The organism is Mycobacteriales bacterium, from assembly GCA_040902655.1.
Taxonomy (GTDB): domain Bacteria; phylum Actinomycetota; class Actinomycetes; order Mycobacteriales; family SCTD01; genus SCTD01.
Genome location: JBBDWV010000041.1, coordinates 60,647 through 75,166, shown reverse-complemented (window position 1 = coordinate 75,166; position 14,520 = coordinate 60,647). Strand labels below are relative to the sequence as shown.

The window sequence follows — 14,520 nt, the reverse complement described above, 5'->3', positions numbered from 1 at the left end:
CGATGACTGAGGTGTCCCGCCAGGAAGGCGGGGCGACACCAGTGGGGTCTCCGAGCGGGGATCTCCTTTCCATGGAGGAAGAGAACAATGGGTCTGCGTATCAACCAGAACATCGCGGCGATGAACTCCTACCGCAACCTGTCCGTCACCGACGGTCAGATGTCCAAGAGCCTGGAGAAGCTGTCCTCGGGCTTCCGGATCAACCGGGCGGCTGACGACGCTGCTGGTCTGGCGATCAGCGAGAAGCTGCGCAGCCAGGTCACCGGTCTCAACACCGCCTCGTCGAACGCTCAGAACGCCATCAGCCTGGTCCAGACGGCTGAGGGTGCGCTGAACGAGTCGCACTCGATCCTGCAGCGCATGCGTGAGCTGTCGGTGCAGAGCGCCAACGACACGAACACCGATGACGACCGGGTTCAGATCCAGAAGGAGGTCTCGGCTCTTCAGACCGAGCTGACCCGTATCTCGGACACCACCGAGTTCAACGGCAAGAAGCTGATCGACGGCTCGTTCAACGGCACCTTCCAGATCGGCGCGAACTCCGGTCAGACGCTGAGCGTGGCCATCACCGACCAGGACGCGACCGCTCTGGGCGTCGACGCGACCGCGGTGGATGTCTCCACCCAGGCCGGTGCGACGGCTGCGATCACGGCGCTCGACACCGCGATCAACTCCGTGTCCGGGACGCGTGCCGACCTCGGTGCGGTGCAGAACCGGCTGGAGCACACGGTCAACAACCTGAACGTGGCCTCGGAGAACCTGGCGGCGTCGGAGTCGCGGATCCGCGACACCGACATGGCCAAGGAGATGATGAGCTTCACCCGGGCTCAGATCCTGTCCCAGGCCGGCACCGCGATGCTGGCGCAGGCCAACCAGGCGCCGCAGGGCGTGCTGTCCCTGCTCCGCTAGGCACCAACCCGGAAAGGGGCGGGTGAGCAGCCGCTCACCCCGCCCTTCTTCGGTTCTTACGTCCTTCTCCGCCCCCACCTGCAAGGAGCGCCACTGTGGCGAGCATCGACGGTCTGGTCTCCGGCCTGAACACCAGCGAGATCATCAAGCAGCTGATGCAGCTCGAACGCCAGCCACAGGTGCGTCTGCAGGGCAGGCAGAAGATGGTCGAGAGCGCCATCAGCGCGCTGAAGGACCTCAACACCAAGTTCCTGTCGATCACCACCGCCGCCGGCAAGCTGAACACCGCCACCGGCTGGCAGCTCGCCACGGCGACGTCGAGCGACACCACCCGGGTGGCCGCGACAGCCACGTCGGGTGCGACGCAGAGCAGCCTGACCTTCAGCGTCGAGCAGCTCGCCAAGGCCTCCACCTCGCTGAGCGCCGGCTTCGTGGCCAGCACCGCCGATTCCGTCGCCACCGCGAACACCTCGATCTTCCTCACCAAGGGCTCCGCCGCAGCTGTCGAGATCAACACCGGTGACGGCAGCCTCGGCGCCGTCGTCAACGCGATCAACAAGGCCGGCGCGGGCGTGACGGCCAGCGCCGTGCAGACCACCACCGGCGAGTACCGGCTGCACCTGTCCTCCACCACCACCGGCGCCGACACCGCGATCACGATCGACGACGGAGCCGGTGCCAACCCCTTCGCCGCCACGCTGGGCGCCCAGGACACCGTCGTGGCCGGTCAGGACGCCAAGCTCCTGGTCGGCACCACCACCATCACCCGCGCGAGCAACACCATCAGCGACCTGATGACCGGCGTCACCCTCACACTGACCAAGGCCGAGGCCGGCGTGCCCGTCACCGTCGAGGTCAAGAGCGACGCCGAAGGGCTGGCTGCCAACGTCGCCGCCCTCGTCGACGCGGTCAACCTGGCCCGCTCGGACATCAAGGCACTCACCACCTACAACCTGGACACCAAGGCCAAGGGGAAGCTCTACGGCGACTCCGGCATCCGCAGCCTGCGCAGCGCCCTGGCCGACGCCGTCATCGGCGACGGAACCACCAGCGCCGGCATCGCCGGCGTCAGCGTCGAACGTGACGGCACCGTCAAGTTCGACAAGGACAAGTTCCTCAAGGCCATGGCCGACGACCCGGTCGCGGTCGAGAAGACCCTCGGTGAGACCGGGCTGGCCGGCCGGCTGCACACCCTCGCCGACGGCGCCTCCCGCGGCCAGTACCACAGCGACGGCCCCGGCCTGATCCACGGCGCCATCACCAGCCGCGAAAGCCAGGTCACCGGCCTCAAGGCCAGCATCAGCAACTGGGACAACCGGCTGGAGCTACGCCAGCTCACCCTGCAACGGCAGTTCACCGGGCTGGAGAAAGCCCTGCGCGCCTCACAGGCCCAAGGACAATGGCTGTCCGGCCAGATCGCCGGCCTCCCGAGCTGGGGGAACTAACCCATGTATCAGGCACAACTCGGCGCCGCCCGCGCCCAGTACACCCGCGAGGCCGTCACCACCGCCTCCCCCGCCCGGCTGCTCATCATGCTCTACGACCGCCTAATCCGCGACCTGGTCACCGCCGAAACCGCACTGACCGCCGGCGACAACGCCAAAGCCAGCAGCGAACTCGTCCACGCCCAGCAGATCATCCTGGAACTGCGCACCAGCCTGGACCTCGACTCCTGGGACGGAGCCGCCGGCCTGGCCGACCTCTACACCTACCTGCACACCGAACTCGTCGGCGCCAACCTCGACAAGAACACCACCCGCGTCACCACCTGCCGCGAAATCATCGAACCCCTCCGCGACACCTGGCGCCAAGCCGCCCTCCAAGCCCTGCAACCCGCATGACCACCACCACCTGGACAACCTGCCTCGACAGCTTCGCCGACCACCTCGAGCACCAGCGGCAGGCTCTGGCGGCAGGCACACCGGAGCTCATCACGCCGTTCGTCCCCTCGGGCGACCTCGGCGCGCTGCCCGTAGGGCTGCTCGCCCGCGCCAAGGCACTGCAGGCTCAAGCTGAGAGCCTGACCGCCGCCATCTCCGAGGCCCGCACCCGGACGCAGGCTGCGCTCGCCGACCTGCACCGCCCTTCCGAGCCGGCCCGGCCGAGCTTCATCGACAGTCGCGCCTGAGTCTTTGCACCTGGCGCGCAGACCAGGTGGAGCAGGTGACGCGGGTGCTGTTGGGTCGTGGGGTGTGAAAGTTTTTTGGGCGATGTTGTCGTTTGGGCTCAGGTCGACGCTGCGGCGGCCGATGACTGAGGTGTCCCGCCAGGAAGGCGGGGCGACACCAGTGGGGTCTCCGAGCGGGGATCTCCTTTCCATGGAGGAAGAGAACAATGGGTCTGCGTATCAACCAGAACATCGCGGCGATGAACTCCTACCGCAACCTGTCCGTCACCGACGGTCAGATGTCCAAGAGCCTGGAGAAGCTGTCCTCGGGCTTCCGGATCAACCGGGCGGCTGACGACGCTGCTGGTCTGGCGATCAGCGAGAAGCTGCGCAGCCAGGTCACCGGTCTCAACACCGCCTCGTCGAACGCTCAGAACGCCATCAGCCTGGTCCAGACGGCTGAGGGTGCGCTGAACGAGTCGCACTCGATCCTGCAGCGCATGCGTGAGCTGTCGGTGCAGAGCGCCAACGACACGAACACCGATGACGACCGGGTTCAGATCCAGAAGGAGGTCTCGGCTCTTCAGACCGAGCTGACCCGTATCTCGGACACCACCGAGTTCAACGGCAAGAAGCTGATCGACGGCTCGTTCAACGGCACCTTCCAGATCGGCGCGAACTCCGGTCAGACGCTGAGCGTGGCCATCACCGACCAGGACGCGACCGCTCTGGGCGTCGACGCGACCGCGGTGGATGTCTCCACCCAGGCCGGTGCGACGGCTGCGATCACGGCGCTCGACACCGCGATCAACTCCGTGTCCGGGACGCGTGCCGACCTCGGTGCGGTGCAGAACCGGCTGGAGCACACGGTCAACAACCTGAACGTGGCCTCGGAGAACCTGGCGGCGTCGGAGTCGCGGATCCGCGACACCGACATGGCCAAGGAGATGATGAGCTTCACCCGGGCTCAGATCCTGTCCCAGGCCGGCACCGCGATGCTGGCGCAGGCCAACCAGGCGCCGCAGGGCGTGCTGTCCCTGCTCCGCTAGGCACCAACCCGGAAAGGGGCGGGTGAGCAGCCGCTCACCCCGCCCTTCTTCGGTTCTTACGTCCTTCTCCGCCCCCACCTGCAAGGAGCGCCACTGTGGCGAGCATCGACGGTCTGGTCTCCGGCCTGAACACCAGCGAGATCATCAAGCAGCTGATGCAGCTCGAACGCCAGCCACAGGTGCGTCTGCAGGGCAGGCAGAAGATGGTCGAGAGCGCCATCAGCGCGCTGAAGGACCTCAACACCAAGTTCCTGTCGATCACCACCGCCGCCGGCAAGCTGAACACCGCCACCGGCTGGCAGCTCGCCACGGCGACGTCGAGCGACACCACCCGGGTGGCCGCGACAGCCACGTCGGGTGCGACGCAGAGCAGCCTGACCTTCAGCGTCGAGCAGCTCGCCAAGGCCTCCACCTCGCTGAGCGCCGGCTTCGTGGCCAGCACCGCCGATTCCGTCGCCACCGCGAACACCTCGATCTTCCTCACCAAGGGCTCCGCCGCAGCTGTCGAGATCAACACCGGTGACGGCAGCCTCGGCGCCGTCGTCAACGCGATCAACAAGGCCGGCGCGGGCGTGACGGCCAGCGCCGTGCAGACCACCACCGGCGAGTACCGGCTGCACCTGTCCTCCACCACCACCGGCGCCGACACCGCGATCACGATCGACGACGGAGCCGGTGCCAACCCCTTCGCCGCCACGCTGGGCGCCCAGGACACCGTCGTGGCCGGTCAGGACGCCAAGCTCCTGGTCGGCACCACCACCATCACCCGCGCGAGCAACACCATCAGCGACCTGATGACCGGCGTCACCCTCACACTGACCAAGGCCGAGGCCGGCGTGCCCGTCACCGTCGAGGTCAAGAGCGACGCCGAAGGGCTGGCTGCCAACGTCGCCGCCCTCGTCGACGCGGTCAACCTGGCCCGCTCGGACATCAAGGCACTCACCACCTACAACCTGGACACCAAGGCCAAGGGGAAGCTCTACGGCGACTCCGGCATCCGCAGCCTGCGCAGCGCCCTGGCCGACGCCGTCATCGGCGACGGAACCACCAGCGCCGGCATCGCCGGCGTCAGCGTCGAACGTGACGGCACCGTCAAGTTCGACAAGGACAAGTTCCTCAAGGCCATGGCCGACGACCCGGTCGCGGTCGAGAAGACCCTCGGTGAGACCGGGCTGGCCGGCCGGCTGCACACCCTCGCCGACGGCGCCTCCCGCGGCCAGTACCACAGCGACGGCCCCGGCCTGATCCACGGCGCCATCACCAGCCGCGAAAGCCAGGTCACCGGCCTCAAGGCCAGCATCAGCAACTGGGACAACCGGCTGGAGCTACGCCAGCTCACCCTGCAACGGCAGTTCACCGGGCTGGAGAAAGCCCTGCGCGCCTCACAGGCCCAAGGACAATGGCTGTCCGGCCAGATCGCCGGCCTCCCGAGCTGGGGGAACTAACCCATGTATCAGGCACAACTCGGCGCCGCCCGCGCCCAGTACACCCGCGAGGCCGTCACCACCGCCTCCCCCGCCCGGCTGCTCATCATGCTCTACGACCGCCTAATCCGCGACCTGGTCACCGCCGAAACCGCACTGACCGCCGGCGACAACGCCAAAGCCAGCAGCGAACTCGTCCACGCCCAGCAGATCATCCTGGAACTGCGCACCAGCCTGGACCTCGACTCCTGGGACGGAGCCGCCGGCCTGGCCGACCTCTACACCTACCTGCACACCGAACTCGTCGGCGCCAACCTCGACAAGAACACCACCCGCGTCACCACCTGCCGCGAAATCATCGAACCCCTCCGCGACACCTGGCGCCAAGCCGCCCTCCAAGCCCTGCAACCCGCATGACCACCACCACCTGGACAACCTGCCTCGACAGCTTCGCCGACCAGGTCCGCCTCCGCTGATCGGCAGCTGCACGCGCTCCCGCGACCTCTGGCCCACGGCGCCTGAACCTCGACCGTCCCGAGGACGTAGGGAGCGGCGCCGCTAGGCTCCACGGCTCAGGAGCGGCGCCCCGGTCGGCGCCCTCGCCGTCGTCCGTGTCGGGAAGCGGGAGCGTGTGAAGCGAGCATTCATCACCGGCGTGACGGGTCAGGACGGCCTCTATCTCTCCGAGCTCCTGCTCGCCAAGGGGTATCACGTCGTCGGGCTGTTGCGCGGCCAGAACAACCCCAAGCTCGCACTGCTCCAGGAGACGGTGCCCGACGTGGAGGTGGTCACCGGCGACCTGCTGGACCTGTCCAGCCTCATGCGGGCGTTCCAGGTCGCGCAACCGGACGAGGTCTACAACCTGGGCGCCATCTCCTTCGTGGCCTACTCCTGGGAGAACGCCCACCTGACCTCGGACGTGACAGGTAAGGGCGTGCTGAACATGCTCGAGGCGACTCGTCTCTACGCAGGGGAGAATCTGGACCGGGTCCGCTTCTACCAGGCCTCCAGCTCAGAGATGTTCGGCAAGGTGCAGGAGGTGCCGCAGCGTGAGTCGACCCTGCTGTGGCCGAGGTCGCCGTACGGCGTGGCCAAGGTCTTCGGTCACTACATGACGATCAACTACCGCGAGTCCTACGGCATGCACGCCTCGTCCGGGATCCTGTTCAACCACGAGTCACCGCGTCGGGGACCCGAGTTCGTGACGCGCAAGGTGACCCGCGCCGTCGCCCGCATCGCCCTGGGCCTGCAGGGCTCCGTCTCCCTGGGCAACCTGGACGCCCAGCGCGACTGGGGTTTCGCCGGCGACTACGTGCAAGCCATGTGGCTGATGCTGCAGCAGCCCCGAGGCAACGACTACGTCGTGGCGACCGGGGAGCCGCACTCGATCCGCGAGCTGCTCGATGTGGCGTTCCGCCATGCCGGCATCGAGGACTGGGAGCGGTACGTGGTGCAGGATCCCCGCTACTTCCGCCCAGCCGAAGTCGATCTTCTCGTCGGTGACGCCAGCAAGGCACGTGTGGAGCTCGGCTGGCAGCCTACGGTGGGCTTCCAGGAGCTGGTGCAGATGATGGTGGAGAGCGACCTCGCCGAGCAGCAGTTCCTACTGAGTCGCTGATGAGCGGCACCGCGCTGGTCACCGGTGTGACGGGGCAGGACGGCGGCTACCTCGTCGAACAGCTGGCCGGCAGCGGCTGGTCCGTGCACGGCGTCGTCCGCCCAGGTGAGGCGCTCCCGGAAGCATTGTGGGCGCTCGGCGAGGCAGTCGTCCTGCACGAAGCCGACCTGCTGGATCACACCGCGATGCGGCAGGTCCTCGCCGCGGCTTCCCCCGACGCCGTGTTCAACCTCGCCGGCCTCTCCTCGGTCGCAGAATCCTGGGACCAACCCGTTCTGGCCGCTCGGGTCAACGGCCTCGCCGTCGCCTTCCTGCTCGACCTCGTGTGGCGGAGACAGGAGGCGACCGGACACGCCGTCCGCTTCCTGCAGGCCTCGAGCGCCGAGATCTTCTCCGGCGCAGAGCAGGCCCCGCAGAACGAGTCGACGGAGGTGAGCCCCCGCTCGCCCTACGGGGCCGCCAAGGCCTACGCCCATCATCTCGTGCAGGTCTACCGCGCCCGTGGGCTGCATGCGGTCAGCACCATCCTCTACAACCACGAATCGCCCCGCCGGCCGCCGACCTTCGTGACCCGCAAGATCACTCAGGCGGTGGCGGCCATCGCAGAGGGGCAGCAACGCAGCCTGGTACTGGGTAACCTGGCCGCCCGCCGCGACTGGGGATGGGCCCCGGAATACGTCGATGCCATGGTCCGCGCACTTCAGCACAGCAGTGCAGACGACTACATCATCGCTACCGGCAGGTCGCACAGCGTGGAGGACTTCGTCGCCGCCGCCTTCGCCCGGGTGGGAATCCAGGACTGGAGAGCGCTCGTCAGCGTCGACCCTGCTCTCCATCGACCTGCCGACGCAGTCGAGCTGGTCGGAGACGCGAGCCGGGCGCGGGACAGGCTCGGCTGGTCTGCCGACCTCGACTTCGCTGACATCGTCGGCCGGATGGTGGATCACGACCGAGCCCTGCTGCAGCGAGGCCGTCGGTAGGATTCCCCGCCGAACGAACAGGGCGCCTCAGGTCACCGCTTCACAGCCAGCGCTGTCATGTTGGGCTCGTTGTCGACCAGCTGGACGTCGAAGCCGGCGCGGTCGAGTTCACGGACCAGGCTGGTGCGGCTCCAGCCCCAGTGGTGGGTGTCATAGGCGCCCTCCGGTCCCCACCGGTGGCCACCGTAGATGTTCTCGACGACCTGGTCGTGCTGATCGGTGTCGAGCAACGCGGCCAGGACCGGGAGGTTGGGCACCCGTACGCGCAGCAGCCCACCTGGTCGCAGCACCCGCTGCCACTCCCCCAGCAGGGCTGGGACGGCATCCCGCCAGAAGTGCTCCAGGACATCGTGTGCGAGGAGCTCGTCCGCTGCACCGGCCGCGAAGGGAAGTGCGCGGACGTCGGCGACCAGATCCGCTGTCTCCACGCGCAGGTCGACGTTGAGGTAGCCCTCCCGGCGGTCGTCGCCCGCCCCCAGGTTGAGGCGCAGCTGTCGCGAGGTGCCAGCAGACGCAGGACCCGGTGCGGCGGTGCAGACGAGGTTGTGCTGGATGGCGATGGGCCGGTAGTCGGCGTCCTGGTCGAGCAGCTGGAGCAGCTGGAGATGATTGTCGGCTGCCTCCTGTGCAGCCTGATCCACCTGCAGCGCACGGTCGAGCAGCTCGAGGCTGTCCACCGGGCGGCCGAGCTGGAAGAGGACGACGGCGAGGTCGGACAGCAGAGCCGAATGATCCGGGTGGACCGCGAGCAAGCGGGTCAGCACGGTCTCCGCCTGATCGAGTCTGCCGTTCTCGACCAGTCTCTCGGCGGTGATCCGGCCGTCGGTGAGCTCCTCGGATGCGGTCACGTGGTCAGCCCCTCGAGCAGGTCGGTCCAGGACGGCAGGTCGTCCGCGGCGACGACCGCGGTGCCGACACGACCGGCCCGCGCGGCGCTCGTCGTGTCACCGCTTCGCAGCACGCGGGCGACGCTGAGGTAGAGGTCGTCGAGGTGATGGTCATCCTCGACATTGTCCACGAGCAGGATGTCCGGACCGTCGGCGTCGGCGTCGACGTCGACGCCGGCCTCCCGCAGGGCCGACTCCACCCGGTCGGCCGCGGCGTGCAGCTGACCGGGCACGCGCAGGACAAGCGTGACCGGGCGCGAGGGAAGCCACGCCTGGGCGAACAGGCGAACGGCACGGTCCACCTCACCACTCTGCCAGTCTCCGTCGAGCAGCAGGGCGCGGTCCGAGGGCGCGTCCAGCGTGAACGAGCTGTCGGCGCTCGGCTGTCGTGGTACGAACCGCGCGGGAACGCTCCGCGCCAGGACGGTGCAGCGCTCGGCGATCACGCCGGCTGCCCTGTCCCACGAGAAGTCCGACACGATCCGCTCCCGCGCCCGCGACGCTTTGACGCGCCTTCCGGCGACGTCCCCGACCGCCTGGAGCAATGTCCGGGACAGGACGTCGGCGTCAGGATCGGCGCAGGAGTAGCCCGCGGCGCTCGGCCCGGCGTCGTTGACGGTCACCGTCACCTCTGTAGCAGGCACGAGGTAGGCGTTGCTGTCGTCGCAGAAGTCCGCGCAGGCACCGACGGCTGTCACGACCACCGGCAGTCCGGAGGCCATGGCCTCGGCGACGGGGAGTGCGAAGCCTTCCCCACGGTAGGGGTGCACCAGCAGGTCACAGGAGCGGTAGAGTGCGGCCATCTGCTCGTCGCTGAGTTCGTCGTCGATGAGTTCGATCGACGGCAGCAGCGGGTCGGCTGCCATCACCCGGATCTGCTCGTCGATGGCGCTCCCCTGGTAGGCGTCCTGGGCGCCGGTGCTCTTGATGACGAGACAGACGTCATCCGTGGGCCCGAAGGTCGCCGAGTATGTCGAGAGCAGCACGTCGATGCCCTTCCGGGCGATCGTCCCACCCACGAAGAGGAGCTTCGTCGTCTGCGTGCTGGTGAGCGGGTAGCGCGCCCCGTCGGGTCGGAACAAGCCGGTGTCCACACCACAGGGCACGATCTTCAGCTTCTCCGCGGGGATGCCGCTGCGGGCGTACACGTCACGGACGTAGGTGGTGTAGCACCAGACCTCGTCGACCTCGTCCCGCAACGCCGGTACCCAGGAGTCCGGCAGGCCGCCGAACTCCCATGGCTGTACGACCACCCAGGCGCCTTCCTGCGGCGCGGTCCAGTCCGGCGGCCACTGGTGCCGGACGACCACGTCGACCGGACGCCGCAGGACCGGCCCAGTGGCGTCTTCCAAGGCCCGCATCCCAGGCAGTCCGCGCTCGACCTTCGGCTGCTCATGGCTCAGAACTTCCAGCTCGACCCGTCCGGAGCCGGCCAGGCGTGAGCACCACTCCCGGTTCACCCGCGACAGGCTGTGCTGCCCCCACTGGTCACCGATCCAGCGGACGGCGGGCACCTCCTCGCGCGCCTTGCGCTCCGGACGCTGCTGCGTCTGGAGCGCGTCCAGGTGCTCGGCCGCGATCTCGCTGACCTTCTCCCAGGTGAAGCGTTGCAGCACGTCCTGCCGCCCACGCTCCGCCCGCCCTGCGGCTGCAGCGGGATCCTCGACCACCGAGCGCAGGAGCTGCGTGAGGTGGCGCACCGAAGGACTGGCCCAGCGCTGTCCCCGGTAGAAGGCCAGCTCCTGCCGCTGATCGATCGGCTCGGTGCCGTCGATGTCGATCAGCAGGCTGTTGTCGTCGTCGAGGAACTCCAGGTGGCCGCTCCAGCGCGTGGCGAGCACGGGAAGGCCGGACGAAAGCGCTTCCAGGAAAGGCCGTCCCGACCCTTCACCCCGTGTCGGGGAGACGTAGGCGTCGGCCCGCGCGTACAGGGCGGGCATGTCGGCGTCACTGACCATCTCCTGCAGCACCACGATGGGAGCAACACGTCGGCGCGACTTCCCGATCTTCTTCAGGAAGGTGTTGATGCGTCGTTCGATCTCGTCTGCAGGCCGCTGCCCCTCGAAGTCCTGCTGCGGGTAGGCGCGCAGGAGCAGCGTGACGTCGTCGCGGTGGTCGAAGGCGTCGGCCCAGGCCCGGAGCAGCACGTCCCAGCCCTTGCGGAAGCTCCATTCGAAGACGGACAGGAAGACGGTCCCGGACAGACCGTCGATCTGCAGCGGCGCGAGGCCGGGGCGGTAGACGTCTGCGTCGACACCCCCGGGAACGACACGCAGCGGCACCGTCACACCCGCTCGCCGGAAGGTCTCCACGTTGAATGCCGCAGGCACCCAGACCTCGTCCATCTGGTTGAGGCCTGAAGCCCAGCCTGCGGGCAGACCGTCCGTCTCGAACATCGAGCGGGCGACATGCGGACCTGCGCCCGGAAGCCGGCGGAGGACGTGCGGCGGCAGGTGCAGGACCTGGACGGCGTGATCGACGGCCGGCTCGGCGACGGCGGCTTCGAACTGCGCCAGGCGATCGGCCCCCAGGCTCTTCACGTAGCGCGCAGACGTCGCCACCGGCGCAGCCGAGATCTGCTCGCCGCGGTCTCGGAGGCCGGTGACGAAGCCGCGCATCTCCTCGCCGTACCCGCTGTGGTTCAAGAAGGGCCCGTGCCAGGTGACCGCACGGGGAGCATCTTCGGCCAGGGCATAGATGAGGCGCGTCACCCAGGTGCTATCGACAGGCAGCCCCACGGGTTGAGCGGGCACGTCGCGTTCTTACGCGGGGGCAGCGGAGGGCGAAGCCAGCCGATCCTGCCTCTCCTCGAGGTCAGGCGGAAGGACCCCGCCTCAGCCGATCAGGAGGTGAAGCCCGAACCGCAGGTCCACCGGAGTACTGAATCTCGACTGCTTGCGCTCAGTGAAGCGCCTGCTGCCGGATGGCAGCCCCGGTCAGCGCAGGAGATCCTCGAGCCGGAAGTGCAAGCCCACCGGCCGCTCGACGACGACCTCATCGGTGAAGCGGCCCGCCTCCCGGTAGACCGATCCCGCCAGCTCGTGCGTCACGAGTTCCGGTGCGTCCTGGCGTTCGAGCCGCCAGTAGTGCTGGATCCCGGCCGCGGCGTACTGGGCCGGCTTCACCAGACGGTCCTCCGTGAGGCTGCTCGGACTCATCACCTCGACGGCGAGCAGCACGTCCATGGGAGAGGCCAGGCGGCTGTCCAGCGCCGTCCTCCTGATGACCATCAGGTCGGGCTGCCGGTAGTCACGCGGGCCGAAGGCGATACCTCCCCCGGGCACGGTCCGCCAGGGCTCGCCCAGCGCCGCGTCGAGGAGGACGGCGAGCCGGAAGGCGGCGTAGTCGTGCAGGTTGGTGGGCGGCGGGTTCACGTGCAGGCTGCCGTCGACGAGCTCGTAGCGCAGGCCGTCGTCGGGCAGGTCCTCGAGCTCGTCGCAGGTCCAGCCGTCATGGCGGACAGGCAGCAGGGTCACGGGGTCCATGGTGCTCCTCGCTCGTCGGCATGTCACTCAGGCTGCGGCTCCGCGGCGGCAGCACCGAGCCGACTTCGACAATCTGTGGACAGTGATGACGAGGAAGGCTTGCCCAGCACCACTGGGAAAGGACGCAGGCACGACAGCAGCGCGGAGTGTCGGGCGCCGACCCGCGGCGTACCCTCCTGCTCGTGGTCGGCGACCCTGTCCTGTGGATAGATCGGCGGTGACGGTTCAGCCCGGCGTCGACGAGGATCTGCTGCGTGACGCCTCCGTCCTCGTCGTCGACGACGCGCCCGCCAACGTCGCGCTGCTGACCCGCCTGCTCCGTGACGCCGGCGTGCGACGGACCCACGGGGTGACCGACCCCCGGCAGGCCCTGGACCGCTGGCAGCAGGCGCGCCCGGACCTGGTGCTGCTGGACCTCCAGATGCCCCACCTCGACGGCTTCGCGGTCATGGCGGCGCTGCGGGCGGCCACGCCCGACGAGCAGTTCGTCCCCATCCTCGTCCTCACCGCCGACACCACGTCGACGACCCGCGACCGCGCCCTCCGCGCCGGCGCCAACGACTTCCTCACCAAGCCCTTCGACGCCACCGAGGTCCTGCTCCGGGTCCGCAACCTGCTGCAGACCCGGAGCCTGTACGCCACCGTCCAGCGGCACAACGCCACCCTCACCGCCGAACTCGACCGGCGTGCCTCGCAGGAGCGGCGGCTGGCGGCCGAGCACCGGGAGCTGTCGAGCCGGATCGACGCCGTGCTCGCCGAGGACCGGCTCCGCATGGTCTTCCAGCCGATCGTCGACCTGGCACGCAGCCGGCTCGTGGGCCTGGAGGCGCTCGCGCGCTTCGCCGCCGACCCGCCACGCCCGCCGAACGAGTGGTTCGAGGACGCGGGCCGCGTCGACCGGGGCGTCGACCTCGAGCTCGCGGCCATCGCGGCGGCGCTGGAGCAGCTCGGCCAGCTGCCCTGCGGGCCGTTCCTGTCGCTGAACGCGTCGCCGGCGACCGCCGTGTCACCGCAGTTGGCCGACCTGTTCGACCGCGTCCCCGGGGAGCGGATCGTGCTCGAACTCACCGAGCACAGCCAGGTGGCCGACTACGACACGCTGCTCGCCGCCCTGGGTCGGCTGCGCCGGCGCGGCGTCCGGGTCGCTGTCGACGACACCGGGGCCGGCTACGCCGGTCTGCACCACCTCCTGCGGGTGCGCCCCGAGATCGTCAAGCTCGACGTCGCCCTGACCCGGGGCATCGACACCGACCCGGCCCGCCGCGCCCTCGCCACCGGGCTGGTCGCCTTCGCCCGCGAGCTGGACGCGGTGATCGTCGCCGAGGGCATCGAGACCGCGGCCGAGCTGGAGACGCTGAGAGCGCTGGAGATCGGCTGGGGGCAGGGCTACCACCTGGCCCGCCCGGCCCAGCTTCCGTCGGCCTTGACGTTGAACGAGTTCGCGGCGGTGGCAGACTCGGCCTGACATGGAGCACCTCGCCGCAGACGCCCTGCTCGTCATCCGCACAGCCGCCCTGACGGCCTTCGGCGCCCTGGCGCTGGTGGCGGCCGCCCGCGCCCCCAGGTCCGGAGCCGGCGGCTGGTGGGCCGCAGGGGCCTTCGCTGCGCTGTCGGTCGTGCTGCTCCAGAGTCTTCTTGTCTCCGACGATGCCGAGCTGCCGGTCCTCCTGCGCGCGGTGCCGGTGCTCCTGCTCCTGGCCTTCCCCTACCTGCTGCTCCGCTTCACCGGCTCCTTCCGCAGGCTGCCGCACTGGCTCGAGGTGCCGGCGGGCCTCGCCGCCGCGGCCGCCCTGCTGGCGACGGTGCTGCTGCCGCCCCTGCCCGAGGAGCGTCCACTTCCCACCTGGGCAGTCGTCTACGTCGCGGCCGTCCTCGCCTACTGGGTCTTCGTCTCCTCCGTCACGGTGGTGCGGCGGTGGGGAGCCGGGCGGGGGCGTCACATCCAGCAGGCTGCGCACCTCGGCCAGCAGCGCATCCGGCGCCTTGCCAGGGAGCAAGGAAGCTGGGCGCAGCTGGGCGGCCAGGGCGAGGACGTGGGGCACCAGGTCGGCCGCGGCCTCT

Annotated in this window: 14 protein-coding genes; 11 read left to right on the top strand and 3 right to left on the bottom strand. The window is 69.2% G+C overall.

Annotation, left to right across the window (positions count from 1 at the left end; all coding sequences use genetic code 11):
- The first annotated feature begins 87 nt into the window (after positions 1-87).
- The 9 genes from WD794_11895 (at position 88) to WD794_11855 (ending at position 8,087) form a co-directional block, all read left to right on the top strand.
- Positions 88-909, top strand: coding sequence for a flagellin (locus WD794_11895; protein MEX2291012.1), 822 nt, complete (start codon positions 88-90; stop codon positions 907-909).
- A gap of 95 nt (positions 910-1,004) precedes the next feature.
- Positions 1,005-2,354, top strand: a complete 1,350-nt coding sequence (gene fliD, locus WD794_11890; protein MEX2291011.1) for a flagellar filament capping protein FliD — start codon at positions 1,005-1,007, stop codon at positions 2,352-2,354.
- Positions 2,355-2,357: 3 nt separating this feature from the next.
- Complete coding sequence (gene fliS / locus WD794_11885; GenBank protein MEX2291010.1) at positions 2,358-2,750, top strand: flagellar export chaperone FliS; 393 nt, start codon at positions 2,358-2,360, stop codon at positions 2,748-2,750.
- Entirely contained in the window at positions 2,747-3,037 is a 291-nt protein-coding gene (locus WD794_11880; GenBank protein MEX2291009.1) for a hypothetical protein, read from the top strand. Before fliS (WD794_11885) ends, WD794_11880 begins: the two co-directional genes overlap by 4 nt.
- Before the next feature lie 206 nt (positions 3,038-3,243).
- Positions 3,244-4,065, top strand: coding sequence for a flagellin (locus WD794_11875; GenBank protein MEX2291008.1), 822 nt, complete (start codon positions 3,244-3,246; stop codon positions 4,063-4,065).
- Positions 4,066-4,160: 95 nt separating this feature from the next.
- Entirely contained in the window at positions 4,161-5,510 is a 1,350-nt protein-coding gene (fliD, locus tag WD794_11870; protein ID MEX2291007.1) for a flagellar filament capping protein FliD, read from the top strand.
- 3 nt (positions 5,511-5,513) lie between these two features.
- Positions 5,514-5,906: a flagellar export chaperone FliS gene (fliS, locus tag WD794_11865; GenBank protein ID MEX2291006.1), complete on the top strand. Its 393-nt coding sequence runs from the start codon at positions 5,514-5,516 to the stop codon at positions 5,904-5,906.
- A gap of 214 nt (positions 5,907-6,120) precedes the next feature.
- Positions 6,121-7,107, top strand: a complete 987-nt coding sequence (locus WD794_11860; GenBank protein MEX2291005.1) for a GDP-mannose 4,6-dehydratase — start codon at positions 6,121-6,123, stop codon at positions 7,105-7,107.
- Positions 7,107-8,087, top strand: a complete 981-nt coding sequence (locus tag WD794_11855; GenBank protein ID MEX2291004.1) for a GDP-mannose 4,6-dehydratase — start codon at positions 7,107-7,109, stop codon at positions 8,085-8,087. Before WD794_11860 ends, WD794_11855 begins: the two co-directional genes overlap by 1 nt.
- Positions 8,088-8,119: 32 nt before the next feature.
- On the opposite strand, the gene WD794_11850 is transcribed toward WD794_11855, so the two are convergent.
- The 3 genes from WD794_11850 to WD794_11840 form a co-directional block, all read right to left on the bottom strand.
- Positions 8,120-8,935, bottom strand: a complete 816-nt coding sequence (locus WD794_11850; GenBank protein ID MEX2291003.1) for a tetratricopeptide repeat protein — start codon at positions 8,933-8,935, stop codon at positions 8,120-8,122.
- On the bottom strand, positions 8,932-11,685 hold the full coding sequence (locus WD794_11845) for a glycosyltransferase (GenBank protein ID MEX2291002.1): 2,754 nt from the start codon (positions 11,683-11,685) through the stop codon (positions 8,932-8,934). The genes WD794_11850 and WD794_11845 overlap by 4 nt, the downstream gene beginning before the upstream one ends.
- A gap of 225 nt (positions 11,686-11,910) precedes the next feature.
- Positions 11,911-12,459, bottom strand: a complete 549-nt coding sequence (locus tag WD794_11840; protein ID MEX2291001.1) for a Uma2 family endonuclease — start codon at positions 12,457-12,459, stop codon at positions 11,911-11,913.
- 217 nt (positions 12,460-12,676) lie between these two features.
- Between WD794_11840 and WD794_11835 the strand changes: the two genes are divergently transcribed.
- Positions 12,677-13,924 carry an EAL domain-containing protein gene (locus WD794_11835; protein MEX2291000.1) on the top strand — a complete coding sequence of 416 codons (1,248 nt, stop codon included), beginning with the start codon at positions 12,677-12,679 and terminating at the stop codon, positions 13,922-13,924.
- Between the two features lies 1 nt (position 13,925).
- On the top strand, positions 13,926-14,520 hold a 595-nt coding region (locus WD794_11830; protein MEX2290999.1), incomplete at its 3' end, for a hypothetical protein.

What these genes read in the sequence shown, in the direction of transcription:
- WD794_11895 (MEX2291012.1), top strand. Translation starts at nt 88, where the DNA reads ATGGGTCTGCGTATCAACCAGAACATCGCGGCGATGAACTCCTACCGC.
- WD794_11855 (MEX2291004.1), top strand. Translation starts at nt 7,107, where the DNA reads ATGAGCGGCACCGCGCTGGTCACCGGTGTGACGGGGCAGGACGGCGGC.
- fliS (MEX2291006.1), top strand. Translation starts at nt 5,514, where the DNA reads ATGTATCAGGCACAACTCGGCGCCGCCCGCGCCCAGTACACCCGCGAG.
- WD794_11875 (MEX2291008.1), top strand. Translation starts at nt 3,244, where the DNA reads ATGGGTCTGCGTATCAACCAGAACATCGCGGCGATGAACTCCTACCGC.
- WD794_11880 (MEX2291009.1), top strand. Translation starts at nt 2,747, where the DNA reads ATGACCACCACCACCTGGACAACCTGCCTCGACAGCTTCGCCGACCAC.
- WD794_11840 (MEX2291001.1), bottom strand. Translation starts at nt 12,459, where the DNA reads ATGGACCCCGTGACCCTGCTGCCTGTCCGCCATGACGGCTGGACCTGC.
- fliS (MEX2291010.1), top strand. Translation starts at nt 2,358, where the DNA reads ATGTATCAGGCACAACTCGGCGCCGCCCGCGCCCAGTACACCCGCGAG.